The sequence below is a fragment of the Microcoleus sp. Pol7_A1 genome (genome assembly GCF_036701085.1).
Lineage (GTDB): Bacteria > Cyanobacteriota > Cyanobacteriia > Cyanobacteriales > Microcoleaceae > Microcoleus > Microcoleus asticus.
The window spans coordinates 1-25,875 of record NZ_JAUBQD010000081.1; the positions used below are offsets into that span (position 1 = coordinate 1).

A 25,875-nucleotide genomic window follows, 5' to 3' on the forward strand; every position below is an offset into this window, starting at 1 on the left:
AAGAATGGTTTTCTCAGATACTAGCTCAGGCACAAATATGATTTTTTGTCAACTTAATTTAGATGCGTTTACCCTGGCGGCATTAGGAGGGCTTTATAAACAAGAACAATGGACAGATATTCAGACGATTGTTTTTGTAGAACGAGTCCGTCATCTTTGGAACAAAACGACTCAAGAGGTACAGTTTTACCTAAGTTCTTTACCAGTGGATGCTCAGCTTAATGGTCGTGTAATTCGTCAACATTGGGGTATTGAAAACCAAGTTCATTGGACTTTAGATGTCACTTTTAATGAAGACCAATGTCGCATTCGGTCGTTAAACAGCCCTCAGAACTTGGCTCTTCTAAGACGAATGGCACTTAATGCCATCAATCAAGAAACGACTCAAGGAGCGTAGTGTGCGACAAAAAAAGAAACGAGCTGCGATGAATGATGACTATATGATGCAGATTCTCAAATGCTTGTGTCAAGCCTGATTAAGATGCTCTTACCCTGAACACGCAACTGCAACCTTTTTACTACTAAGCAAACTTTTTACCGCATAAAATTTTCGAGCCTTTTTCAGTTGACTTTCGGCTTTGTTCAGCTAATATGTACAAGATTTGGGTTTGCTTTCTAAGGTTTTAATGTGTAAAATCCGACCTGACGTGCCACTGTCAACAGCGTCCTTAGCTGCTGATATGACCCTATTGGCGTTTCTAGTACAGCACGGCGAAAATAAGCCGACCATTAAATAGCCAAAACTTTGCCCTTATATGTCCACTTAAAAGGTTTAGCCATTGTGTGATTAAAGTAGTCGATAAAATTCAGGATTCGATTTTTCAAATCATCGGCACTGACGAAACTTGCTCTTCTTAGTAACTGGCGAACCAAAATACTGAACCAAATCTCAATTTGATTGAGCCATGAAGAATGTTTCGGTGTGTAATGGAAAACAATTCGGTGTGCGGGGTCATTCAAAAAAGTAGTGCGAGATTTCATTGATTTAAGGATGCCACTTTTCCCCTTAATACCCAAGTCAATATCCAAACCTTCTGTTTCTGCAACCAAACGAACCAGGGACTCAGACTGATGAGTGTTCAGGCAATCCATAATCAAATGCCATTTTTGGGCATCAGGGTCAGTTTCAATCGTTCGACGAATATGAAGAGCAAAATCAACTTCTGTTCTGGTATCTCCACAAGTCGGCTCGATAATTTGACCCGTGGCAACATCGAAGCTAGCAATTAAGCTTTGTGTGCCGTGACGAATGTACTCAAATTCCCTTCTTGCGACTTTGCCTGGTCGCATTGGCAAGTCTTTTTGTAAGCGCTCACTCGCTTGAATACCTGTCATCTCATCAATGGATATTGTGCGTTCCCCCTGAAGATGACGCTCAATCGCACTCATGTATAAACCAGTAATATCTTCCACTTTTGCGTCAAATTCTGCGTCTTCAGGGGGGGGTTAACCAGTAGCGAGTCTGGTGGGGTTTAACTTCTGCTTCTTCTAGTAATCTTCCCACATGGCGGACAGATATGCTTTCAATAATGCCTTGTTTCATGATTTCATCTGCCAGTGTTCTAGATGTCCAGTGACTTATTGGCCTGCCGTAATCTTCTGGTGACGAACACGCCAGTGCAAACAACTCGATTATTTGTTCCATACTAAATTTTACTGGTGCACCCACACGCTCTTGATATTGTAATCTTTGCAAAATCGATAAGTCCTTGCCGTCGGTCTCCAGCCATCGATTTCGCCATAAACGGGCCATTTGCCTATTGATATCTAAACTTCGGGCAATTTCACGATGGTTTTGGCTATCAGATGCCATGAGAATTATTCTCGCTCGTAAGGCTATCTGTTGTGGCGTGTTGTGTCTGTCGCTCAACTTTTGAAGTTGAGTTCGCTCGTCATCGCTTAAATTTAATGTTTTAGGAGTTAACTTAGGCACACCGTGATTCCTTGATACGTTCGCCGAAACGGTTTTTAAGCCGACTATTTATTTTCCCACGAATATGGTCTGTTTATTTCCGCCGTACTGTACTAGGGCTAATCCTGTAATTGTCTTGCAGATGTGTCCGCAATTTATATTTATTAAACTCATCACCTGACAGCAGAAAGTTGATAGTTTCACATACTGACTTGTCGAATATTGGGGTGTAACTTGCCAAAAATATTTCTAGCTGAGTTTTGCCAAGTGCCTTTAACTCATCTATTGGTGTCGGAAGTGCTTTAGCGAAATAGGTTGGAAATTATTGGAGATCTCTAATAGAGGTAGAGGTGGAAACGTCTCTATCGACTCTAACCTTGATGTTCGCCCCGGAAGGCGACTTCATCCGTTGTAAACAAACTTACACCTGTTAGGGACGTGTCCTTCTTGCGATCCCGCATCCTTATTTTTACACCCGTGCCCGAGAAAAAAAAAGACAAAAAAAGAGAGAGCTACCTAAGTAACTCTCTCTGCCATCAGGGTGCATCTACATAACACAATATAACACAAGCGGGATGAGGGGTGAAACCCCTAAATGTAAAAATCAGGTAAAGAAATGTAGATTAAATTATAAAGTTATCATACAGCGCCAAAGGCGAGAGGGCGGCGGGATCGAGGAAAACCGATCGCGCGCCGCTGTATCCGCTACAAGACCCCCTTAAGGATCGCTTAGCCTGGGCCGTTAAGCTTCGCCACGAGCAGCTCATTGGTCAATTTGGGATCGGCGCGGCCGCCCGTTTCCTTCATCACCTTGCCGACAAAAAAGCCCAGCAGCTTAGTTTTGCCCGCTCGGTACTGTTCGAGCTCCTTGGGATTGGCCGCCAACACGGCATCGATCGCCCGATCGATCGCCCCAGTATCCGAAATTTGAATCAAACCCTTGCTTTCTACGAACTTCTGAGGAGAACCACCGTTAGCGAGCAACTCGGGCAAAATATCCTTAGCGATTTTGCCGCTGATCGTGCCGGCATCAATTAGCGCCAGCAGTTCGGCTAAATCCTGCGGTTGGAAAGGAATTTCTGCGATCGCCAGCTTTTCATTTTTCAGATAAGCAGTAATATCGCCCATCACCCAATTGGCAGCTTGTTTGGGCACAGCACCGGCGGCGATCGATTTTTCAAAATACTCCGCCACCGCTTTGTCGTCAGTCAGCACCCGCGCGTCGTAGGGAGAAAGAGCGAGCTCGGTTTCGTAGCGATGGCGCTTTTGGGCCGGCAATTCCGGCAGTTGAGCTTTCCAATCCTGCAATTGCTCGGCCGAAACTTCGATCGGAGGCAAATCCGGTTCGGGGAAATACCGGTAATCGCTCGCACCTTCCTTAATCCGCATACTGAAAGTACACTGCCTGTTTTCATCCCAAAGCCGCGTTTCTTGGACGATGGTTTCGCCATTCTCCACAGCTTGAATTTGCCGCTCGATCTCGTAATCGATCGCCCGTTCGATCGCATTAAAAGAGTTCATATTTTTAATTTCCACCTTAGTGCCGAACTCTTTTCTGCCAACGGGGCGCACCGAAATATTCACGTCGCACCGGAGCGACCCTTCCTGCATATTTCCGTCGCCAACACCGATGTAGCGCACGATCCGGCGCAATTCTTGACCGTATTCGGCAGCTTCCGCGCCCGATCGCAAATCCGGTTCCGAAACAATTTCGATTAGAGGCACACCGGCGCGGTTGTAATCCACCATTGAATAAGTAGAACCGCTCAGCCGATCGCTGCCGCCGTGAACCAATTTTCCGGCATCTTCCTCCATGTGCAGGCGAGTGATACCGATTTTTTTTCTAGTAGAATTTCCCGTCTCGTCCACCAGTTCAATTTCTAGCCAACCGTTAGTAGCGATCGGCAAATCGAACTGAGAAATTTGATAATTTTTCGGCAAATCGGGATAGAAATATTGCTTGCGGTCAAACTTACTGTAAGGTGCGATGGAGCAGTTGAGAGCCAGCCCTGCTTTCACGGCATACTCGAGCACTTTTTGATTTAATACTGGCAACACTCCAGGCATTCCCATACAAATTGGGTCAATGTTAGTATTTGGGGCATTGCCAAATTCTGTAGAAGAACTGGAGAAAATTTTAGTATTCGTACTCAATTGACAATGAGTTTCGAGACCGATAATGGCTTCGTACTGAGTTTGGTTTTTTATCGAAGAGGGTGCAGCAGCAGTCATAAGCGACTTAAAAGACTGAATAACTTTAGATTTTATTTTAGCTTTTTATTTACCAAACCGATTGGAGATTATTTGTAGCTAGGGGCGGTTTCATTTGTCTCAACAAGCACGTCAAACCCGCAGTGCGGCAGGGGGTTTCACCCCCTGCCACACTTTGGGAAAGCAGGTTAAGTTGAGACCAATCGGAATCGGCACACATAACGCCCTGCTACAAATTCGCGATCGACCCACGCCCTGAGCCACGCCGATATCCGTTCGATCGCCTCCAAACAACAACCCTGTGCAAAAATATATTTAGCGCCAGCTCCCGCCCACACCCTTGCCTAGGAAAGTTTTAGATCTATCGACCACAATTGCCGATCTGCACGCCAGACCCTTTTAGTGGCAGTCTTTAATAGCACCGCCCGCCGACAACGATCGGCTTTGGGCACAAATTAAAAATTAAAAATGTATAATTTGACATAACAATTACATATTTTTAATTTTTAAACTTTTATTTTGAATTGTAAAAGTAACACTTGCCTAAGTGTCAAAAATATGCCTGAAATTCCAGTTGAAAGTGCCAAACTGTTTCAGAACAGCATCACTGAGCTAGAGCAGGCGGAATCAGCTCTCGAACTAGCTTGGAACGAACTCGAAAAACAAACAGCAGAAACCATTGCTCGCATTGCCAACGCCGGCTCAGCAAACACACAGGAAATTACGGCCCGCTTTGCCGAGGCTAAGCAACTCCGCCAGCAACTTCAAAGTAAGATAAAACAAACCAACTCGCGGCTGGAATTGCACCTACAAAACTCGCCAATGGCAGTTATAGAGTGGGACAGGAAATTTCGGATAGTGCGGTGGTCGCCAATGGCAGAACAAATTTTTGGCTGGAGTGCAGCAGAAGTAATCGGCAAAGACTGGCACGAATGGTCAATAGTTCATCAAGAAGACTTCGAGCAAGTGTGCGCCGTCACAAATCAACTGTTACAGGGCAGGGAACCGCGCAACATTAGCCACAACCGCAACCATACCAAAGATGGCTCGGTAATTTACTGCGAATGGTACAATTCTGCACTAATCGATGAATCGGGAACCGTAGTTTCAATTCTCTCTTTTGCCAGAGACTTAACCGAATACCACCGCACTCAAGAAGAACTGCACCAGCGCGAACAAGCTTTCAGCGCCCTAGCCGAAAATGCGCCTGATATCATCGCCCGGTTCGATCGAGAATTCCGCCACCTTTACATCAACCACGCAGTAGAATCAGCAACCGGAAAAACCCCCGCAGAATTGATTGGCAAAAGCAACAGACAATCAGGAATGCCACCCCACTTGTGCGACCTGTGGGACGAGACTTTGCTGAAAGTTTTTGGCACCGGCCAACAAGAAACCATAGAATTTGAGATTCCCACTTCCGAGGGCATAAAACATTACCACTGTCGAGTCATTCCCGAGTTTGCTGAAGACAATTCAGTAAAAACTGTTTTATCGATCGCCCGCGACATCACAGAGCTAAAACAAGTCGAATCCCAGTTGCGGCAAAGCGAATCAAAATTTAGAGTTGTAGTTGATTCTAACATGATCGGCCTAATTTTTTGGAACCTTAACGGCAGCATTACAGATGCGAATGCCGCGTTTTTAAACTCGGTAAACTATACGCGGGACGATCTGCTTTCAGGAAGAATTAACTGGCAAGAAATGACACCACCAGAATACGTGGGTTTAGATACAGAAAAAGTTGCCGAACTGAAGGCTAGAAATACGGTTGTTCCCTTTGAAAAAGAATTTATACGCTCCGATGGTAGTCGCGTTCCGGTGATGCTGGGCAGCTCATTTTTAGAAGGAACAAAGCAGTTAGGCGTCAGTTTCGTGCTGGACTTAAGCGATCGCAAACAAGCAAAATCGGAACTGCAACAACATCAACAACTTTTAGAGAGCATTTTGACAACTATCCCGAACTTTCTCTACATTTACGATGCAGTAGAAAACAAAACTGTTTATGCAAATGAATCTGTCACAGCCATACTCGGCTACACTGCCAAAGAATGGCAAAATTTCGGTACAGATGCTATCGCTAACTTAGTTCATTCCGAGGATCTGTTAAAGTTAATTACAGGTATGGAGCGGCTCAAACACAGCAGCAATCCCTATGAAACCGATGACATAGACTACAGAATAAAACACAAAAATGGGGAATGGCGCTGGGTACACGCTCGGTCTACAATCTTCAAAAGAACCCCAGACGGACAAATGAGGCAAATTATCGGTTCCGTACTCGACATCAGCGATCGCAAACAAGCCGAAGAATCATTAAAACAGCAAAAAGAACTGCTGCAAACTATCTTCGACAACGTGCCGATCATGCTGGCGTTATTAGACAAAAACGGTCAAATAAACTGGGTAAACCGCCACTGGGAACAAGTGCTCGGCTGGAGTTTGGCAGAAATTAAAGACCGCGATATCTTTGCCGAATTTTATCCGCAGTCAGAATACCGTCAATACGTTTTGGATGAAATCCAAGCAGCCAATCAGAACTGGAGCGACTTCAAAACACAAGTTAGAGACGGGCGAATAATCGATACTTCTTGGGCAAATGTTCGCCTTTCCGACGGCAGGTGTATCAGCATTGGTCAAGATATCACCGAACGCAAACGAGTAGAAGCTGAACTCAAAGAACTCAACGAAACTTTAGAAGCTCAAGTCGCGCAGCGTACCGCAGAATTAGAGACTTTTTTTGATACTTTACCGGACTGCATTTATGTTGTAGAACGGGACAATATGCGCTTCTCTTTTGTCAACCATCCCCTTGTCGAATTTTCCGGACTCGACAGCAGGCAGCAGATGCAGGGCAAAACTATTTTTGAGTGCTATCCCAGCGAGATCGCAGAACGATTTTGCCGGGAAAATTTGCAGGTATTTGAATCCGGCAAAACTCTGCACTACCAGGAAAAATTTGTGGTGATACCGGGTGGCAATGCTTACTTCGACACGTTTAAAATTCCGATGAGAAATCTCAACGGCGAGGTTTATGCTTTAATTGGCACTGCTCGCGATGTCACTGAGTTGGTAGAGACAAAACAAGCTTTGTCAGAACGCACAGAGCAATTAGAAGCTGCCAATCAAGAATTAGAATCTTTTTCTTACTCAGTTTCCCACGACTTGCGCGCACCTTTGCGACACATTTCAGGTTTTGTGGATGCCTTAAAGCAGCGGTTAGAATCAACAGATGCTTTGAGCGATCGTAAAATAGTTCACTATATCGAAATAATTGAAGACAGCAGCCAAAAAATGAGCCTGTTGATTGACGGTTTGCTCGCCTTGTCGCGGGTGGCTCGCACCGAGTTGATGCACATTCCGATCGATCTGACCCGTTTGGTACAAACTGCGATTAAATTGACTAAACCTCCCAGTGTCGGAGATCCGGCCCAAACTCCCCACAGCGTTGAATTTACCGTCGGAAACTTGCCGACGGTAACGGGAGATCCAACCTTGCTGCAACAGGTGTTCAGCAACTTGATTAGCAACGCCGTCAAGTTCAGCCGCGGACGCACTCCGGCTAAAATAGTTATTGAGGGTTTACCCGATGGAACGATTTTTGTCAAGGATAACGGTGTGGGTTTTCCGATGGAATATGCCGATCGGCTGTTTGGAGCCTTTCAGAGGCTGCACTCCCAGAGAGAATTTGAAGGTACGGGCATCGGTTTGGCGATCGTCCAGCGGATTATTCATCGTCACGGCGGCACGATTTGGGCAGAAAGCGTACCTAGTCAAGGAGCCACGTTTTATTTTAGACTAGGGCAAACAATCTCAAACGCCAATATAGATTCGTAAGTTAACTTTATTAGAGTTTTAAATGCAAAATTTAAAACTATTATACACTTAAAGAAGTCACAATCTGTCAGAGCATCCGAATTTTGGTTTCACAGGAGTGTTCGCTGTGAGAGCTCGCAGCGAACACTCTAGACTGTGCAAGATGCTCGCACTCCTAAAAAACGCTTTTTATAGAATTGGGATTGGAGCATCTCATATTTGTGAAAACAGTTCTTCTGGCTCCTTCCTTCTTCCTCTTTCCTTCTGCCTCCTGCCTCAAAACTCCAATTTCTAGCTTGGGTGCAAAAGTCAGATGCTCCCATTGTGAGGCTCCCCAATCGGTTCGCTCAGCCCCGCCGGGTGCTAAATAAAGGTCTGGAGAGTAGAGCATATAATTAATTTTACTAAAAACAACTAAAAAATTTGAGTTAAAATTAACAAAACTAAATTTAAACAATGACATTTAGCAACAACACAAACAACAAATTAAAAACTTCCGAATACCTTATGTTAGATATAATTCCGACCAACTATCTACTAAAAATGGTAGCGGAATCAACATTAAAATTGTTGATTGTCGAAGACATGGCAGAAGATATCGAGTTAATAATGCTCGCCTTAGATGCGGGGGGAGTAAAATTTAAGTGCGACACTGCCGAAACAGCAACAGAGTGCAGAAAATTACTCGAAAATTGCAAGTACGATGCTGTACTATCAGATTACCGCCTCCCCGGCTTCAACGGTTTAGAAGTGTTGAAATTAATGCAGGAATTAGGGCAACACATACCATTTATTTTAGTAACCGGAAGTTTGGGAGAAGAAGCGGCAGTTGAGTGCATCAAAGCCGGAATGACCGATTACGTATTAAAGGGGCGGCTGTTTAGGTTGCCAACAGTCTTAGAACGATCGCTCCAAGAATACAAAATGCGCCGCCAGCAGCAAGAAGCGATCGCCCAAATTCAGCGGCAAGCTCAGCGAGAAGCGATCGTCAACCGCATCCTCCAAGCCATGCGCTTCACCCTTGTACTCGACGAAGTGCTCCAAACCACCGCAGATCAACTGCACGAAGCTCTCGAAATCAGCGCCTGCGCGATCTTGCAGCCAGATGCCGAAGGCGGCATCAGAGTTCGCTACATCAGTAAAGCAGCCGACAGAGAACGGCTCGTCGGGCTAAATTGCGAATTGGCCGAGCACTACCACTCCGGGCTCGCGGCCGGGGAAACCCTGGCCCTCGACGAGTTATCGACCCTGTGCCCGTCCCTGCAAGCATCAGCAGATTTTGTAGGGTTTCGCGCCGTCGCGATCGCGCCGCTGCTCTACCAGCAGTCATTTTTGGGAGGAATTGCTCTCTATCAGTGCGATCGGGCGCGCTCTTGGAGCGCCGAAGAACTGTCGCTACTCAAAGCCATAGCCGATCAGTGCGCGATCGCGATCCACCAAGCCGAACTCTACCAACAAGCCCAAACCGAACTCGCAGAACGCCAGCGCGCCGAAGCAGCAGTCTGCGGCATCCAGCAGCAGCTAGCCACAATGGCAGCCAACATTCCCGGCTCAGTTTACCGCACCGTGCTTCATCCAGACGGCACAATGTCTATGCCCTACATCAGTCCGGGCGTGCGCGAAGTTACTGGGATCGCTGCCGAAGAAGTAATGAAGCGCCCGGAACTCTTGACGGAAATCATCCATCCAGATGACAAAAGCTCGTGTGACAGCAGCGTAGCAGCATCGAGAGCGAGTCTTTGGCCCTGCGATCGCCAGTACCGGATCGTTCTGAGATCTGGGGAGGTCAAGTGGGTGCAAGACAGCGCCAGATTTTCCAAGAACGAAAACGGCGACATAATTGTAGACGGAGTAGCTCTCGACATCAGCGATCGCAAAGAAGCCGAATCAGCCCTGCGGCAAAGCGAACAGCGATTTCGATCGCTGATTGAAAACGCTACAGACATCACGATCATTCTCGACGGCGATGGAATCTTCCGCTACATCAGCCCTTCTGTCAAGCGAATTTTAGGATACGCGCCCCACAAGGCGATCGGGCGCAGCGCCTTAGACATAGTTCACCCCGACGACTGCGCCGCGATCGCCGAAACCCTCCACAAAGCCATTAGAAACCCCAAAAGAAGCCAGTGCCCAGTTGAGTACCGAGTCCGCCACCGCAACGGTTCTTGGTGTTATGTAGAAGCTGTAGCCACCAACTTGCTCTACGATCCCGCAGTCAAGGGAATCGTGATTAACTGTCACGACATCACTCAGCGCAAACTCGCCGAGGAACAACTGCTGCACGACGCTTTTCACGACGCGCTCACCGGATTGCCCAACCGATCGCTATTTACCGATCGGCTGGAACACGCTCTGAGGTTGGCAAAACGGCGCAAAGACTACTTGTTTGCCGTGCTGTTTCTCGATTTAGATAGATTTAAAGTAGTCAACGATTCCCTCGGCCACGCCATCGGCGATCAACTGCTAGTCGCGATCGCGCGGCGTTTGGAAGCTTGTCTCAGGGCCGGAGATACAGTGGCCCGCCTCGGAGGAGACGAGTTCGTGCTGTTGCTCGAAGACATCGACGGCCTAAATGAAGCTACCACCATTGTCAACCGCCTGCAAAAGAAAATCACCTCGCCCATCGTTCTAGACGGACACGAAGTATTTATCACCGCCAGCATCGGCATAGCTTTGAGTTCTGGCGAATACCTGGAACCGACAACCCTGCTGCGCGACGCCGACACAGCAATGTACCGCGCCAAAGAACTCGGCCGAGCCCGACACGAAGTTTTCAACAGTTCCATGCACGCCCACGCTTTGCGGCTGTTGCAGCTAGAAAACGACCTGCGACGGGCGATCGAATCAATTAGAGACCCCGCCAGAGAAGAAGACTTTCCCTCATCCCCCGAATCAGCCTTACCTCCCTTATCCGCAGCGCCCCAGTTTATCATTCACTACCAGCCAATCGTGTCGATCGCCAACAGCACAATTACCTGTTTTGAGGCCCTCGTGCGCTGGCAGCATCCAGAACGCGGCTTAGTTTCCCCCGGCGAATTCATCACAATCGCCGAGGAAACCGGCTTGATCGTACCCCTCGGCCGCTGGGTACTGCGCACAGCTTGCCAGCAAATCCGCCAGTGGCAGCAGCTATTTCCAAGCAACCCGCCTTTGAGCGTCAGCGTCAACCTTTCAGTCAAACAGTTTTCTCAGCCAGATTTAATCGAATACATCGACCAAGTTCTCGCAGAAAGTCACCTCGACGGCAGCAGTTTAAAACTAGAAATTACCGAAAGCGTACTCATAGAAAATTCCGAATCAGTAACAGCAATGCTGGTGCAGCTCAGATCCCGAAATATACACTTGTGCATTGACGACTTCGGCACCGGTTATTCATCCCTCTCCTACCTGCACCGCTTCCCCACCAATACCTTAAAAATAGACCGCTCTTTTGTTAGCAGAATGGGAGGTGATTTCGACCTCGGTAAAGGAGCCATTGACCCCACAGAAATTGTGCGATCGATCGTTACTTTGTCGCACAATTTAGGCATGGATGTAGTAGCCGAAGGAGTCGAAGAAGCCTCGCAACTATCTATACTCAAAGGATTAAAATGCGAGTACGCCCAGGGATACTTTTTCTCAAAGCCAGTAGACTCTCAAACAGCAGCAGCCCTAATCCGACAGCAAGCAGAAAATCAGAATTTGCTGACATTTAGTTTGTTAGAGAAAGGCAATTAAAAAAACACGGCACTTTGTGCGTCCCATTTCAGCATAAAATCTTAAAATATTTTAAAGCTGTCCCTAACTGGCGTCAGTTAATAACTACGGCATCCAAATCACTATGACTATTGGCTACCTCGCCCTCGTTCTCCACGCCCACTTGCCTTTTGTCCGCCACCCCGAAAGCGACTACGTTTTAGAAGAAGAATGGCTGTTTGAGGCGATCGCGGAAACTTACATTCCCCTGCTGCAAGTCTTTGAAGGGCTCAAGCGCGACGGCATTGACTTTAAAATTACCATGAGCATGACGCCGCCCTTGGTGGCCATGCTGCGCGACCCCTTGCTGCAAGACCGCTTCGACGACCACTTGGCTAAACTTGAAGAATTAGCAGATCTAGAAATCGAACACAACAGCGGAAACGGTCACCTCCGCTATTTAGCAGAACATTACGCCTCCCACTTCTCTCAAGTTCGCAACTTTTGGGAGAGGTACGATCGAGATTTAGTAAAAGCCTTCAAACAATTTCAAGACACCAACAACCTCGAAATCATCACCTGCGGCGCCACCCACGGCTATTTACCGCTGATGAAAATGTACCCCGAGGCAGTTTGGGCGCAAATTCAAGTAGCCTGCGACAACTACGAAGAAAACTTCGGTCGCCGACCAAAAGGCATTTGGCTGCCCGAATGCGCCTACTACGAGGGCTTAGAGCGGATGTTAGCCGACGCAGGCCTCCGCTACTTTCTCACAGACGGCCACGGCATCCTCTACGCCCGCCCGCGTCCCCGCTACGGCAGCTACGCCCCAATTTTCACCGAATGCGGAGTAGCAGCCTTCGGTCGGGATCACGAATCATCGCAGCAGGTTTGGTCTTCCGAAGTCGGCTATCCAGGCGCGGCCGAATACCGGGAATTCTACAAAGATTTGGGCTGGGAAGCTGACTACGATTACATTAAGCCCTACATCATGCCCAACGGCCAGCGGAAAAATACCGGGATTAAATATCACAAAATCACCGGTCGCGGATTGGGTTTAGGCGATAAACAGTTGTACGATCCTTACTGGGCAAGGGAAAAAGCAGCCGAACACGCCAGCAACTTTGCTTTCAACAGGGAACGCCAAGTCGAACACCTCAACGGCATTATGCAGCGTCCGCCGATTATTGTTTCACCTTACGACGCCGAACTTTTCGGTCACTGGTGGTACGAAGGGCCTTGGTTCTTAGATTACCTGTTCCGCAAGAGTTGGTACGACCAAAATACCTACGAGATGACGCACTTAGCCGATTATTTGCGGGGAAATCCGACTCAGCAAGTGTGCCGCCCGTCTCAGTCGAGTTGGGGTTTCCGGGGTTTCCACGAGTATTGGCTGAACGATACCAATGCTTGGATTTACCCGCACTTGCACAAAGCTGCGGAACGGATGATTGAGTTGGGAAGCATGGAACCTGCGGATGAATTGCAGTGGCGGGCTTTGAACCAAGCGGCGCGGGAAGTGCTGCTAGCTCAATCTTCTGACTGGGCATTTATCATGCGTACAGGGACGATGGTGCCCTATGCAGTGCGGCGGACTCGATCGCACTTAATGCGCTTTCACAAACTGTACGATGAAGTCAAAGAAGGCAAAGTCGATTCCGGTTGGTTGGAGAAGGTAGAAGAGATAGATAACATCTTCCCCGAGATTAATTATCGCGTTTATCGATCGCTTTAAGCCTCGCTACCCTCGCATCTCTCACCCCCCCAGCCCTGCTTAAGGGGGGGAAAGGATGCTAATTAAAATTATAGGTAATGGGGCGATCGACATGAGTGGAATGAGAAGGGCGATCGCATTTTGGGATGGAAAGGTCGAGCGCACTTTATGTCTTTTTCTCAACGCGGAGGTGATCGCTCTTTTTGACCTCGAAGGTCGAGCACCGAGGGCAGAAAATAGCCAGCGAATTAGAAAGAAAGCTGCCCGAGTTCACTCAAATAAAAGCGGAACCAAATCGAGAAATTAAACTCGCGAAGTTAAAGAAATTATGAGTTGAAATCAGCAGCCAAGTATTCGATTATGCTAAGGAATTGCGCCATTTGCGAGAAGACAGCAATACTGTTGATATTAATGTAATGCCGAAAATTCGTCTATAGTTATGCTAAAATTAAATGTTTGTCAATTAAAAGCGACAATCTGGTGTTTTTGCAGAAATTCTAGAGTTTGTGCGATCGCAAATATCAAAGTCAAATTGAAAAATACTTAAACTACCTGATTGCTAATCAAGATTTGTTGCAGCCAACAATATCCACAATTTGCGAGATGGTGGATATCTAACAGGTGGAATTGAACCGGGAACAGGAAGAGAGGGAACAAATGGAAATCGACTCGAAGAACGAACGAAAACAAAGAGAAAAAGCGCGGCAAACTTGAGAATATGATCTTTTTTGTCGGAACTGCGATCGGCGGCGGACAAATCTTTTCAGCCAGCGATCCCCTAATCAAAGATACACCCATTAAATGGCAACCCGATTTTTCTCTACCGCTTCATCCCTTCACCGCGACGACGATCGGGAGTTTGCTTTTCGCTTTAATATTCGGCCTGCTGATATTGGGTATCCTGCCGCTGGCGAGAAAAATCTCCCCCACAATCCTGCCGCTGGTAAGAAAAATATTGCCCAGGTAAAGCGGTGCGTGACAGTCAATAGTAAAGGGCTGCGGTGCAATGATTTTTCACCCTCACTCACCCTACGACTGATACAAAACATTGTATTGGTAGGGAAACGGCATTGCCGTGTTCTTTAGCAAAACCGAACCGGAATACAATTCATTAAACAAAAAAACCGGGTTTGCAATCGAACCCGGCTACCATGAACACAAGCAATATTAACACTACTCAAACCTCAATTCTTCAACAGTTTCATACCCATTTTTACCTTGTCCAAAATTGTCTTTTGCGAGACACAGGTAATCAGACAAAGCTTGCCACAATTCAAAGTATCCCGGCGGACTTCCTGAGCTTTTTCGCCGTACCAAATAGCGCGGGCGCTTTGCTCTTTGACATTCCCAATCACCGGGAACTCATCGCACAATTTCACATCGCCGCGCGTATCAATCCAGTAATTGCGCAGCCCAACGCGACAAGGACGAGTTGAATCAGGAGCTTTTTCTTCCGCGAAGTGAGGAATCATCAATCGCAACACTTCATCGCTGTTCATAATCGGAGCACCGTTGTTCTTCATTTCAATTAGGCGCTCGATTACTTGTGCAAATTCCTCCATGTCTTCTTTTTCAATCCACAATTCCTCGTATGTTTCTGGCGTCCAGCGGTTGACCGGTTGGAAGTTGACCGTCGTCGCCCCAATTCCCTGAGCCCAGGTGACTATTTCCGGGAGGTGGCGGAAATTGAGCCGGTTCATTGTCGGTTTGACGTTGATCGGAAACAGGACGTTCTGTTTTTCTTGTTCTTCGCGCAGATAAGCGATTCCTTTAGAAAGCCGATCGAACAATCCCGGTTGACCCCGCAAATAATCGTGCAGTTCTGCATTCGGCCCGTCAACTGACATATTCACATTAAAAGGACGAGCAGCGACAGTTTTGGCTGCGTTTTCCCTGGTCATGCAATAACCGTTGGTGGTGACGCCGGCGTGGATACCGTTTTTATTCGCAAAGGCCAGCAAGTCTAAAAAACCTTTTTTAATATAAGGTTCGCCGCCGCTAAAGTTGATTGAAAATTCGCCCACAAATTCTTTGACGCTCAAGAGGGCATTTTGCCATTCTTCGATCGTCATTTCGTCTTTATATTCTTTGAGCCGCCAATACTCGCACTGGCGGCATTTAACATTGCAGCGCTCGTTGACAATCCCGTAAAAAGTGACTGGGCTTGTCACGTCGTATCCTGTATTGATCCGCAGCGATTCGGCTACTGCACTCTTGGTGTGCTTGACGCCCAGTCTCGATAATGTTAAAGCATCCATGTCTTTAATTATCCTTACGTGTTGTTAGTTAAGTAAATTTCTTGAACCCTCTTTTGTACGCATAATTACGTACTTATGATGACGTATTCCTTTTGAGTACGTATGCACCATCCTAAGTGTTCCGTTTGGGTATGCCTAGATATTTTTCAAATATTTATAATATTAAAAGTTGTAACATATTAGTATTGCTAATGAATTAAACCATGCTTTTGTGAAAACATGAATCAATATTAATAATTGCCAAAATATCTTGGCTTAAGATTGACTTAAATTAATAATTATTGTAGTTTTTGTTTAAATTTTGTTAAATAACTTCATACTGGAGGTCAGTAAAACTACTTAAGTAAGCGGTCTAAATAATTTATTGTTATAGTGAAATGAGCAGCCGTACAGCAATTAATTTCACACAACCTTTACAATATGGAAATTTAAGTATTTACACGGCAAAAAATGGCGATAAACATGAGACGATATTTGCACGTACTGAAATTGTTCTGGGGTGCGGCGATCGCAGCGGAACTAGAATACCGAATTAACTTTGTCCTCGCGGCCCTCAGCAGCCTCGGAAATCTTACTGGCAGCTTGTTTGGGCTGTTTTTGTTCTATCGTACTGGCTACACTTTTTCGGGCTGGAAATGGGAAGAGGCTTTAGTTGTACTCGGCATTTTTACGGTTTTGCAGGGGTTTTCGTCAACCTTTCTCGCGCCCAACCTCAGCCGTATTGTAGATCGAGTGCAGCAAGGCACCCTCGATTTCGTCCTCCTGAAACCAATTAGTTCTCAATTCTGGCTGTCTGCAAACACGGTTTCCCCTTGGGGAATACCCGATATCATCTTTGGCGCCGTATTGTTGCTGTATGCTGCTAACAAGTTGGGAGTAGAAACCGGCAACTATTTCCTAACTGCAATACCGCTGTTATTTGGCATGGTAAGTCTTTACAGCATCTGGTTTATGTTAGGTGCTATGAGTATTTGGTTTGTCAAAATTTACAATGTTACGGAAGTTCTCAGAGGATTGTTAGAAGCCGGTAGATTTCCAATGACAGCTTATCCCGTAGCTTACCGATTTTTCTTCACATTCGTAGTCCCCGTCGCCTTCTTCACCACAGTACCGGCAGAAGCAATGCTGGGCAGAGGTGATATAGTTTGGATAGCAGGGGCTGGAATATTAGCGATCGGGCTTTTGTGCGCTTCCCGCTACTTCTGGCAATTTGCACTCCGCTTTTACACCAGCGCTTCCAGCTAGTTAAGTAGGGAGGTAAGCTGCTGCACATCTAGATTGTCTATTATGTTTGAGAGGAAGAGGATTTGACACGTGGGGAATAGGAAATTGAAATATACATTTTAAAGGCAAAAGAGATTATCTAAAAAATATTGTTTTCTATTTACTTAGATAGTTAAATAAATGTAAAACTTCAACCTATCCTTGAAATGTAAACTGGAAATAAACCACGCAAACGAGGGCAAATAAATGAAAAGGAAACAACTGGGAAACAGTAATTTTACTATCAGCGCGATCGGTCTTGGAGGTATGCCAATGTCCTTAAGCAGCCGGCCGCCAGAATCGCAATCAATTGCGGTAATTCACCGCGCCCTCGATTTGGGTGTCACCCTAATTGACACCGCCGATTCCTACTGCCAAGATGAATCCGACAAACACCACAACGAGCACTTGATTGCCAAAGCTTTGCAAGAGTACAGCGGAGATGTTAGGGCCGTTACTGTCGCCACTAAAGGCGGCTTAATGCGGCCTCAAGGTGCTTGGACGCGCAACGGCAACCCCCATCATTTACGCAAGACAATTCGCGAAAGTTTTGAAGCGTTGGGGGGCAAGGAACCGATCGACCTTTGGCAATATCACTCGCCAGATCCGGCTTATACCATCGAAGCAGCCCTAGCACCTGCAAAAGAAGCAGTAGAAGCAGGAATGATTCGATTTATTGGAGTTTCCAACTTTTCTGTAGAGCAGATCAAACGCGCCCGCGATACAGTAGAAATTGTCTCGGTTCAGAATCAGTACAATCCTTGGCACAGACAGCCAGAATCAGACGGCGTGCTGGAATATTGCGAAACCGAAAAACTGACATTTTTTCCCTGGAGCCCTTTGGGAGGAAGCCGCCGCGTCACCAGCTTGCAAGATATGCCCGCGATCGCCAAATTAGCAGAAGAAAAAAACGTTTCAGTTTACTGTATAGTATTAGCTTGGTTGATAGCCCAATCGCCCTGCATAGTTCCGATTCCCGGTGCGACAAAAGTATCGAGTGTTGAGGACTCTGTGCAGGCGCTCGAAGTTAAATTGACTGACGAGGAATTGCAACAAATTGCCGTAAGTTAAGCATATAAGGGCAAAAAAACAATAGAACAGGCATCTTGCCTGTTCCACGAGAACTTTATTGTGGGGTGGGTTGGAAAACCCGCCCTTGAAAGTGGGATTTAATGAGTAAAGTTGACATTTTTTGAGGAATTGAATTTAATGGAAGCTAATCAAGTGAATGCCGATCGAGACGTAGCAATTGAACATCAAAACGTACCTGTCGCCCATGAAGGACTGCACAACTTTTTATACAGTTCCGACTCAGAACACAGCGCAGCAGCGACTATTTCTGAATTAGAAAATGACGGCACGCAAGTAATGTCGATCGATACGTGGCGCGATTTGGCAACTAACGCGAAAGTCGCCGGGGTTTATGCTGTAATGGACACTTCCCGCCACACTCAGTTTATCGGTTATTCCAGAAATATCCTGCTTTCAATCAACGGTCACATCGCCCAAAATGGCGCAGAAAATTGTGCTTTCCTGCGCGTGCAAACTTTCAAATTCCCGAAGCGGGAAGAAATGGAAAGTTTGCGCGATATGTGGATAGCCGAACTCGGAAGCATTCCCCCGGGAAACGGTGCTGAAAGCGAAATGTGGGCGGCTACGGTAGGCCAAGCAGCGCGATCGGCAATGTCTGCCGAAGAACAAAAAGCTTATGAGGAAAAGAAGCTGAAATTGCGCAAAGCAATGGCAGATTCTACTCTTACCAAAGAGTTAGAAACAGCGGCCAAAAGTGACGGCGAACGCGCTAAGGATTTGGAAGCTGCTGTTAACAATGATGACTGGAGTGCCGTGATTCAATCGCAAACCCAGGAAACAAAATCCGGTTCCTAAATCTGACAAATGTTTGTAGTGCTGATATCTTGTACTATTTTCAGAACGGGCAAGATGCCCGTTCCACAATACATCAAGTTTATTGTGGGGTGGGCTTCTTACCCGCCCAAAAGACTCAATCTTAATCATCAACAACTGATCGGGATTAATGACTAATTTTTCGTTCTTTAATTAAAGTCAAACTTACCCATTCACCCCGCTCATTGTAACTGCGAATCATCCGAAATCGCAAGTCAGGTTCTACCAACCAACCGGCCTCGAAAAATATAGGTTTTCTCAATTCAATCTTGACAGGTAAAGTGCAAGAACTGCCGTCAGGAAGGAGCACAACTTGCACGGGGGAAGCACCTTCGTTAAAGTGCAGAACTGAACCGTCAATGCTGGCGCTAGAAGTGATAACAGTAGCATTACTGCCAAAAGTGATTTTGTTCACTAGGCGATCGCCACTTTCCCAATGCAATTGTAAATTGGTAGAATAGGAATCAGGATGACGATAATCTGGATAAATTGTCACCGCCTCGCCCTGCCATTCTCCCAGCAAATCGTCAACAGTTAAAGGCGGACGTTCGGGGACATTTTTATCCGGCTGCTTTTCCCGAATTAAGGTAAGGTTTGATAAATTGCCGTCGGTATTGTAGAGCTGAACGAAGCGCAATCGGCGATAATTGTAGATAAAACCAAACTCGGCACCGCACTCACAATAAGGCGCTAGTTGAATAGTTCCCTGACAAAAAGCTCCATTCTCAAAAAACAGGATATCTCGTCCTAAACTTTGATATTCTCGCACAAGTTCGCTCACTTCCGGTTCGCCGACACCGCTAGGATTTGGGGAAAAGCGACGGAGTTTCAATCGCACTGTTTTGTTGTTATTTAAACCTTCGAGAGAAATAATGCTAGGAGTATCTTGAAGTACCTCTCCTCGCGGCGATAGCTTAGTGAATGAACCGTGCCATTCTCCCAAGTTTTGCAGAAAGTTTTCCCATTGTGATACCATATTTTACCTTTCGATATATGTGTAAAAATAGAATTATAACTCTGCTTACGGATTTTGGATTAAGCGATGTTTATGTGGGAGTGATGAAAGGTGCGATCGCCCAAATTAACCCGCAGTTAAAAGTCATTGACATTACGCACCAAATACCATCTCAAAATATTGCGGCCGCGAGGTTTTGTTTGATGACTGCTTTTGCTTATTTTCCCCCCGAAACCGTACATATTGCGGTCGTCGATCCGGGTGTGGGAAGCAAGAGACGCGGGGTTGCGGTTAAATGTGCTAATTGCTGGCTTGTGGGGCCCGATAACGGGTTGTTTAGCGGGGTGTTGAGTCGGGAAAGTGCGATCGCCTCTGTCGAACTCACGAATTCCCAATACTGGCGCACACCTCAACCCAGCAGCACTTTTCACGGTCGCGATATTTTCGCTTCTGCAGGCGCTCACTTGGCGAACGGCGTGGCTTTGGAAGAGTTGGGGGAGGCAATCGACCCTGCAAGTTTAGTCGAGTTAGAGATACCAAATTGTGCCGTTACAGCCACAGGTATAGAAGGGTGTGTTCAATATGTCGATCGCTTCGGCAACCTAATTACTAATATCCCCAATAATTGCATTATAGGTAACAATTGGTCATTGACAATTACCAATAGTTCTGATGCAATTCGCATCCCCAGCGGTAAAACCTACAGCGACAGCGAACCGGGCGATTTAATTGCCATAACTGGTTCTGACGGTTGGGTAGAAATTGCCGTTAATGGCGGCAGCGCTCAATCACTCTTGCAGCTAGGATTTGGAGATAAAGTACAAATAATTTACAGATAGAGAGCGTAATCGGCATTCATCTCATTCTAAATGTATCTGCAAAATCAACAATAGTTTGGCGGTATTCGCTACTGTTAAAAAAAGCATCTCCATTATTGTGCTTAGCATTAGCAACAAGTAAAATTTTCTTAGGTTCAGGAGAAGCAGCATACAACTGTTTACTCATCGCAGCGGGAATCAAAGGGTCAGCAGTTCCGTGGGCGAACAAAACCGGAATTCGCAACAATTTAACCTTAGCAAAAGAATCAAAATTTTGCCTCAGCAGCAGCCGCACCGGAAAAAGCCGCATCAAACTGTAGTGTTCTACCATATTAAGCATTGAAGTGAACGAACTTTGAACAATTAATCCCGCAGCTTCCGGATGTGCGATCGCTAATTCCACAGCAACAGCACCTCCCATTGAATGACCGTACAAAAAGATTTCGCTGGGCGACAATTGCCGCTGTTTCACTAAATAATTATAAGCTGTTTCCGCATCTTCATATACCCGAGCTTCGCTGGGAAAGCTGCCTTGACTGCGGCCGTAACCCCGGTAATCAATCAGCAAAACCGAAAAACCCAATTGCCGAAAGCGGTAAGATTGATTGATATTCGCACCGATGTTCAAACCCCTGCCGTGCAGGTACAATAAAGTTCCTAATGATTGTCGATTTGCGGCGGGCAGCCACCAACCGTGCAGTTTTTCAATTTTGCGCGATCGAGTCTTAACTGGCAACCAAACTTCTTGGTAAGCGATGTGAAAAGCATCGGGTGTTTTGGCGATTGCAGGTGTTGGCTGAAAGATCAAACGAGTTTGCAGAATAAACAAGAGTATACAGGAAGCAAGGTAGGCGATCGCCCAAAGTTTTCCTAAACACAATAGCCCTCTCAAAAAACGTTGTTGACCATTGTTTAGCTTACTCATTTTTGGCATGGCTAATTCTTAACTGCAAGTATTAAAAACCCGGTTTCTTGAATAAACCAGGTTTTTAATTTTTATCCCGCTACCACGAAATTAACCAACTTTCCAGGCACTACAATTACCTTTTTAATCTCTTTACCTTCAAGGTGACGCTTGGCCAATTCCGACTCGCGAGCAAACTTTTCCAAAGCAGCCTTATCAGCACCAGAAGGCACTTGAATTGTGCCGCGAGTTTTGCCCATAACTTGAATTACCAGCGTAATTTCATCGGTAACTAATGCAGATGGATCGACACTCGGCCAAGTTTGCGTATGCACCGATTCACTGTTACCGGTATTGTGCCACAACTCATCAGCAATATGCGGCGCAAAAGGCGCTAACAAGCGAATCAAAGTGTTAATTCCTTCTGCATAAATTGGCGAATCTTTACACTTAGCATCATTCAAGGCATTGCTGAGTTTCATCATTTCAGAAACAGCAGTATTGAACTGATAATCGCCCTCCAAATCTTCGCTCACTGCCTTAATTGCAGTGTGAATCGCCCGTCGCAAATCCTTCTCAGGTTTACTTAATTCAGCATTCTCTCCCCCTTGAGCGGGGGTGGCAGGGACTCGTCCAGCAAACTCTGTAACCACGCGCCAAACGCGATTTAAAAAGCGAAATTGCCCTTCCACATCGGCGTCGTCCCACTCCAAATCTTTCTCTGGTGGCGCTTTGAATAAAATAAACATCCGCGCCGTATCTACCCCATATTTGCCCATAACTTCCAAGGGGTCAACGCCGTTATATTTTGATTTGGACATCTTCTCGTAGAAGACTTCCAAAGCTTCGCCAGTTTGAGGATCTTTGGGATTTGCGGGGTCTATATCTGCTGGGGGAACGTATTTGCCAGTAACAGGATTTTTATAGGCCATTGCTTGTACCATGCCTTGAGTTAACAGGCGTTTAAATGGTTCGTCACAATTGATCAAACCCCGATCGCGCAAAACCTTGGTAAAGAACCGCGAATACAGTAAGTGCAAGATTGCGTGTTCGATGCCGCCCACATATTGGTCTACGGGCATCCAATCATTTGTCTTCGCCCTATCGAAGACTTGCTCTTGATTTTGAGCATCGGGGTAGCGCAAGAAATACCACGATGAATCGATAAAAGTATCCATCGTATCTGTTTCCCGCTTCGCCGGAGTGCCGCAACTCGGACAAGGAACGTTTACCCATTCTTCCATCTTTGCCAAGGGCGAACCTTTGCCAGTAAATTCTACATTTTCCGGCAATAATACGGGCAAATCCGATTGGGTTACGGGTACTGTGCCGCAGGTAGGACAGTGAATTACGGGAATCGGAGCGCCCCAATAACGCTGTCTAGAAATCAGCCAATCTCTCAAGCGGTATTGGATTCGCGCTTTGCCACAACCTGCATCTTCGGCATGGTGAATAATCGCTGCTTTGCCTTTAATTGAATCCATGCCGTTGAAGCTTTGGGAATTAATCATAATTCCTGGTTCGGTGTAAGCTTCCGTCAACGGCATTTCATCATCATCCACAATTACTACTTTAATTGGCAGTTGATATTGATTGGCAAATTTGAAATCTCGCGTGTCGTGGGCGGGTACTCCCATGACTGCGCCCGTGCCGTATTCGTACAGCACATAATCGGCAATCCAAATGGGAATTTCTTCGCCGCTGAAAGGATTGATTGCTTTGCCGCCTGTGGGGATGCCCCGCTTTGGTTTGTCTTCGGCTGTGCGATCGATCTCGCTTTGCAGTGCAACTTCTTTGATGAAGGTTTCTACGGCGGCTTTTCTGTCTGCGGTTGTCACCCGCTGAGTTAGTGGATGTTCCGGCGCTAAAACAAGGTAACTGACGCCGTAAACTGTATCGGGACGTGTGGTGAAAACGGCGATTTTTTCATCCATTCCGACAATCGGAAATTCTAAGTAAGCGCCGACTGATTTGCCGATCCAGTTGGCTTGCATTAATTTGACTCTTTCAGGCCAATCGGGCAATTTGTCTAAGTCGTTTAATAACTGTTCGGCATAATCGGTAATTTTGAGGAACCACTGCCGCAATAATTTGCGCTCGACTTTGGCACCGGAACGCCAGGAACGACCTTCGTTATCTACTTGTTCGTTTGCTAAGACTGTTTGGTCTATGGGGTCCCAATTAACTGCGGCTTCTTTTTGATAAGCTAATCCTGCTTCTAAAAATTGCAAGAAAATCCATTGAGTCCACCGATAATAATCGGGAGAACAAGTTGTAACTTCTTTTGTCCAATCAAAGGAAATGCCCAAACGCTGAAATAAGCCTTTCATTTGGGCAATGTTTTGATAAGTCCATTGTGCGGGGGGAATTCCTCGCTCGATGGCTGCATTTTCTGCGGGCAAACCAAAAGCATCCCATCCCATCGGGTTCAATACCCGATAGCCTTGCATTCGCTTGAGTCTGGCAATTACATCGATGATTGTGTAGTTGCGGACGTGGCCCATGTGCAAGTTTCCCGACGGATAGGGGAACATGGATAAGGCATAAAATTTAGGCTTTTCCGTATCTTCTGGCATCTGGTCTAAGTTTTGCTCAGCCCATGTCTGCTGCCATTTTTCTTCTATGGATTGGGGGTTATATCTGGAATCCACAACAATTGCTCCGTGTAGGATTTACTAATGTTTGCTTGAACATTTTGGCACATTCAAGGGGCCTCGATTAGGATTTTTCTGAGCTCCAAGCCTTTTGGCTCGAATATCTGTATTATATATTGTAGTATATGTAATTTTAGCTGGGGGCGATCGACCAAATATCCCGGTTCGCCCTGAAAAAAGTAAATAACTGCAATCCCCAGAAACCCGATTTCTTTGACAAACCGGGTTTATTCTCCTAGTTCTAGCTTAGATGCTATCTGGATCGATGTTCAATTCGCGCAGTTTGGCAGCTAAACGTTCGGCTTTTTGAGCTTCTTGTTCTGCCCGCTGCGAAGCTTCTTCTGCGCGCTGAAATTCTCCTTCTGCCCGCTGGAATTCTCCTTCTGTGCGCTGAAATTCTTGTTCTGCACGCCGTCGCTCTAATTCTCGCTGTTCATCTAATTCGGAATAGGAAAGAAACTTTTGTCCATCAGGTCGATAAATTTCTAACCCTTCCGATCCTAACTCAAACCGCACTCCCAATCTTGGACTTATCCAGCCCTCCATCGGTTCAATTACTTCTAACATTCCTTCAATTCTTTGCCAACCTGTCAACTCATTTTTTTCTGGATCATAAAGGTAATACTCCTCGACTCCGTAGCGATTGTAAAATGAAAATTTCTTGTTAATTTTTATTTGGCAGTCGCGGAAAGAGCGAATCTCAAACACGACTTGGGGAGGAATATTATCTTCACGAAATTGTATGTAGGAAAGCCGATCGCCCTTTGGCCTCCCAAATACCACCATTACATCGGGCGCTTGAGAAATATCTGTTCTACCCTCAACCGGATACCACAGTAAATCGGCGGCTATAAACACGTTTGGGTCATCTTTCAACAGCGACTCACAACCTTCTTTGATTGTGACAATTAATTTGTATTGAATTGTGCTATCTGCCAGAGGTTGACCGTCGCTGCATGGATAAATAATTTCTTCGGTTGTGACTTGCATAGTTGTTGTCTCCGAGAAGTTCATCGGGTGGGGGCGGGTTTACGAGATTATGGGTTTCAGGCAATTATTGTTGGTGAAACCCGCCCCTACATAAATATTTTTTAACCCGCCATTTATCATTGGTAATTGATAATTTTGTAGGGGCGGGTTTTACCAACTATCTATGTTTAAAACCAATAATCTCATAAACCCGCCCCCACCCAACGACTCCTAAAATTAGAAAAAATGGCGATCGGCGATCGAATATATCGCTCATTGGCGTTCTAATTTTGCCAATTTTTTCTGGGCAAATTTGCGGAGTGTTTCGTCAGAATCGTTCTGAGCGCGATCGCGCACAAGTTCTAAAGTTTCAGGGCGATCGGGATATAGCTCAATCATAGCTTTAAGAGCTGCTTGCCGGGGGTTGTGTTCCCAATTATACTCGCGCTCAAAGGGGTGATTGATACCAACATCGCACAATAATTCAAATATTCCAGGCTCATCTTTCCACCCCCGTGCTAATTCTTGGACTGCTGCACCTCGCACATTCCAATTATCGTCTGATTGAGCGCGTTGTTTGAGGATAGGTAAGGTTTCCGGGTCATCTTTCCACCCCCCTGCTAATTCTTGGACTGCTGCACGTCGCACATCCGAATCATCGTCTGATTGAGCGCGTTGTTTGAGGATAGGTAAGGTTTCCGGGTCATCTTTCCACCCCCCTGCTAATTCTTGGACTGCTGCACGTCGCACATCCGAATCATCGTCTGATTGAGCGCGTTGTTTGAGGATAGGTAAGGTTTCCGGGTCATCTTTCCACCCCC

General features: G+C 46.2%; 19 protein-coding genes and 1 pseudogene. 10 read left to right on the top strand and 10 right to left on the bottom strand.

The annotated features are described in order from the left end of the window. Positions 1–64: 64 nt before the first annotated feature. Positions 65–476, top strand: a pseudogene (locus QUA20_RS28415) (ISAs1 family transposase); the annotation flags it as partial. 253 nt (positions 477–729) lie between these two features. Here QUA20_RS28415 and QUA20_RS28420 read toward each other — a convergent pair. The 3 genes from QUA20_RS28420 to gatB form a co-directional block, all read right to left on the bottom strand. Beyond that, positions 730–1,413 carry a transposase gene (locus tag QUA20_RS28420; protein ID WP_333193347.1) on the bottom strand — a complete coding sequence of 228 codons (684 nt, stop codon included), beginning with the start codon at positions 1,411–1,413 and terminating at the stop codon, positions 730–732. 22 nt (positions 1,414–1,435) lie between these two features. Then, positions 1,436–1,933: a helix-turn-helix domain-containing protein gene (locus QUA20_RS28425; protein ID WP_333193349.1), complete on the bottom strand. Its 498-nt coding sequence runs from the start codon at positions 1,931–1,933 to the stop codon at positions 1,436–1,438. 708 nt (positions 1,934–2,641) lie between these two features. After that, positions 2,642–4,144, bottom strand: a complete 1,503-nt coding sequence (gene gatB, locus QUA20_RS28430; protein WP_333193351.1) for an Asp-tRNA(Asn)/Glu-tRNA(Gln) amidotransferase subunit GatB — start codon at positions 4,142–4,144, stop codon at positions 2,642–2,644. Positions 4,145–4,681: 537 nt separating this feature from the next. Between gatB and QUA20_RS28435 the strand changes: the two genes are divergently transcribed. Then, entirely contained in the window at positions 4,682–7,960 is a 3,279-nt protein-coding gene (locus QUA20_RS28435; RefSeq protein WP_333193353.1) for a PAS domain S-box protein, read from the top strand. A gap of 154 nt (positions 7,961–8,114) precedes the next feature. On the opposite strand, the gene QUA20_RS28440 is transcribed toward QUA20_RS28435, so the two are convergent. Further along, positions 8,115–8,330, bottom strand: a complete 216-nt coding sequence (locus QUA20_RS28440; RefSeq protein ID WP_333193355.1) for a hypothetical protein — start codon at positions 8,328–8,330, stop codon at positions 8,115–8,117. A 116-nt stretch (positions 8,331–8,446) separates the two neighbouring features. Here QUA20_RS28440 and QUA20_RS28445 point away from each other — a divergent pair, with 116 nt between their 5' ends. The 4 genes from QUA20_RS28445 to QUA20_RS28460 all read left to right on the top strand — a co-directional run bounded on the left by QUA20_RS28445 (position 8,447) and on the right by QUA20_RS28460 (position 14,295). Then, a complete protein-coding gene (locus tag QUA20_RS28445) occupies positions 8,447–11,656 on the top strand; it encodes an EAL domain-containing protein (RefSeq protein ID WP_333193357.1) in 3,210 nt (1,069 codons plus the stop codon). A 103-nt stretch (positions 11,657–11,759) separates the two neighbouring features. Then, entirely contained in the window at positions 11,760–13,349 is a 1,590-nt protein-coding gene (locus tag QUA20_RS28450; protein ID WP_333193359.1) for a glycoside hydrolase family 57 protein, read from the top strand. 55 nt (positions 13,350–13,404) lie between these two features. Continuing rightward, positions 13,405–13,635: a hypothetical protein gene (locus tag QUA20_RS28455; RefSeq protein ID WP_333193360.1), complete on the top strand. Its 231-nt coding sequence runs from the start codon at positions 13,405–13,407 to the stop codon at positions 13,633–13,635. 411 nt (positions 13,636–14,046) lie between these two features. Next, positions 14,047–14,295: a hypothetical protein gene (locus QUA20_RS28460; RefSeq protein ID WP_333193363.1), complete on the top strand. Its 249-nt coding sequence runs from the start codon at positions 14,047–14,049 to the stop codon at positions 14,293–14,295. 217 nt (positions 14,296–14,512) lie between these two features. On the opposite strand, the gene QUA20_RS28465 is transcribed toward QUA20_RS28460, so the two are convergent. After that, on the bottom strand, positions 14,513–15,586 hold the full coding sequence (locus tag QUA20_RS28465; protein WP_333193365.1) for a radical SAM protein: 1,074 nt from the start codon (positions 15,584–15,586) through the stop codon (positions 14,513–14,515). 462 nt (positions 15,587–16,048) lie between these two features. Between QUA20_RS28465 and QUA20_RS28470 the strand changes: the two genes are divergently transcribed. The 3 genes from QUA20_RS28470 (at position 16,049) to QUA20_RS28480 (ending at position 18,736) form a co-directional block, all read left to right on the top strand. Next, positions 16,049–16,831: an ABC transporter permease gene (locus tag QUA20_RS28470; RefSeq protein ID WP_333193367.1), complete on the top strand. Its 783-nt coding sequence runs from the start codon at positions 16,049–16,051 to the stop codon at positions 16,829–16,831. 225 nt (positions 16,832–17,056) lie between these two features. After that, positions 17,057–17,920, top strand: a complete 864-nt coding sequence (locus QUA20_RS28475; protein ID WP_333193369.1) for an aldo/keto reductase — start codon at positions 17,057–17,059, stop codon at positions 17,918–17,920. Positions 17,921–18,058: 138 nt separating this feature from the next. Continuing rightward, positions 18,059–18,736, top strand: coding sequence for a GIY-YIG nuclease family protein (locus tag QUA20_RS28480; protein ID WP_333193371.1), 678 nt, complete (start codon positions 18,059–18,061; stop codon positions 18,734–18,736). A gap of 145 nt (positions 18,737–18,881) precedes the next feature. Here the strand turns inward: QUA20_RS28480 and QUA20_RS28485 are convergent, their stop codons facing one another. Beyond that, positions 18,882–19,730 (bottom strand): DUF3598 family protein, encoded by an 849-nt coding sequence (locus QUA20_RS28485; RefSeq protein ID WP_333193373.1) that lies wholly within the window; start codon positions 19,728–19,730, stop codon positions 18,882–18,884. A gap of 17 nt (positions 19,731–19,747) precedes the next feature. Here QUA20_RS28485 and QUA20_RS28490 point away from each other — a divergent pair, with 17 nt between their 5' ends. Continuing rightward, positions 19,748–20,548, top strand: a complete 801-nt coding sequence (locus tag QUA20_RS28490; RefSeq protein ID WP_333193374.1) for an SAM-dependent chlorinase/fluorinase — start codon at positions 19,748–19,750, stop codon at positions 20,546–20,548. Positions 20,549–20,564: 16 nt separating this feature from the next. Here the strand turns inward: QUA20_RS28490 and QUA20_RS28495 are convergent, their stop codons facing one another. The 4 genes from QUA20_RS28495 to QUA20_RS28510 all read right to left on the bottom strand — a co-directional run. Next, positions 20,565–21,452, bottom strand: coding sequence for an alpha/beta fold hydrolase (locus QUA20_RS28495; protein ID WP_333193377.1), 888 nt, complete (start codon positions 21,450–21,452; stop codon positions 20,565–20,567). 71 nt (positions 21,453–21,523) lie between these two features. Next, positions 21,524–24,082: a leucine--tRNA ligase gene (gene leuS, locus QUA20_RS28500; protein ID WP_333193379.1), complete on the bottom strand. Its 2,559-nt coding sequence runs from the start codon at positions 24,080–24,082 to the stop codon at positions 21,524–21,526. 249 nt (positions 24,083–24,331) lie between these two features. Next, a complete protein-coding gene (locus tag QUA20_RS28505; protein WP_333193381.1) occupies positions 24,332–25,075 on the bottom strand; it encodes a Uma2 family endonuclease in 744 nt (247 codons plus the stop codon). Between the two features lie 252 nt (positions 25,076–25,327). Further along, positions 25,328–25,875: HEAT repeat domain-containing protein (locus tag QUA20_RS28510; RefSeq protein ID WP_333193382.1), on the bottom strand; the 548-nt coding region annotated here is incomplete at its 5' end.

Excerpts from the sequence above, each read along its gene's own strand:
- QUA20_RS28440 (WP_333193355.1), bottom strand. The coding sequence starts at position 8,330 with ATGCTCTACTCTCCAGACCTTTATTTAGCACCCGGCGGGGCTGAGCGA.
- QUA20_RS28455 (WP_333193360.1), top strand. The coding sequence starts at position 13,405 with ATGCTAATTAAAATTATAGGTAATGGGGCGATCGACATGAGTGGAATG.
- gatB (WP_333193351.1), bottom strand. The coding sequence starts at position 4,144 with ATGACTGCTGCTGCACCCTCTTCGATAAAAAACCAAACTCAGTACGAA.
- QUA20_RS28505 (WP_333193381.1), bottom strand. The coding sequence starts at position 25,075 with ATGCAAGTCACAACCGAAGAAATTATTTATCCATGCAGCGACGGTCAA.
- QUA20_RS28480 (WP_333193371.1), top strand. The coding sequence starts at position 18,059 with ATGGAAGCTAATCAAGTGAATGCCGATCGAGACGTAGCAATTGAACAT.
- QUA20_RS28490 (WP_333193374.1), top strand. The coding sequence starts at position 19,748 with ATGTGTAAAAATAGAATTATAACTCTGCTTACGGATTTTGGATTAAGC.
- QUA20_RS28435 (WP_333193353.1), top strand. The coding sequence starts at position 4,682 with ATGCCTGAAATTCCAGTTGAAAGTGCCAAACTGTTTCAGAACAGCATC.
- QUA20_RS28470 (WP_333193367.1), top strand. The coding sequence starts at position 16,049 with ATGAGACGATATTTGCACGTACTGAAATTGTTCTGGGGTGCGGCGATC.
- QUA20_RS28495 (WP_333193377.1), bottom strand. The coding sequence starts at position 21,452 with ATGAGTAAGCTAAACAATGGTCAACAACGTTTTTTGAGAGGGCTATTG.
- QUA20_RS28460 (WP_333193363.1), top strand. The coding sequence starts at position 14,047 with ATGATCTTTTTTGTCGGAACTGCGATCGGCGGCGGACAAATCTTTTCA.
- QUA20_RS28445 (WP_333193357.1), top strand. The coding sequence starts at position 8,447 with ATGTTAGATATAATTCCGACCAACTATCTACTAAAAATGGTAGCGGAA.
- QUA20_RS28475 (WP_333193369.1), top strand. The coding sequence starts at position 17,057 with ATGAAAAGGAAACAACTGGGAAACAGTAATTTTACTATCAGCGCGATC.
- QUA20_RS28485 (WP_333193373.1), bottom strand. The coding sequence starts at position 19,730 with ATGGTATCACAATGGGAAAACTTTCTGCAAAACTTGGGAGAATGGCAC.
- QUA20_RS28450 (WP_333193359.1), top strand. The coding sequence starts at position 11,760 with ATGACTATTGGCTACCTCGCCCTCGTTCTCCACGCCCACTTGCCTTTT.
- QUA20_RS28465 (WP_333193365.1), bottom strand. The coding sequence starts at position 15,586 with ATGGATGCTTTAACATTATCGAGACTGGGCGTCAAGCACACCAAGAGT.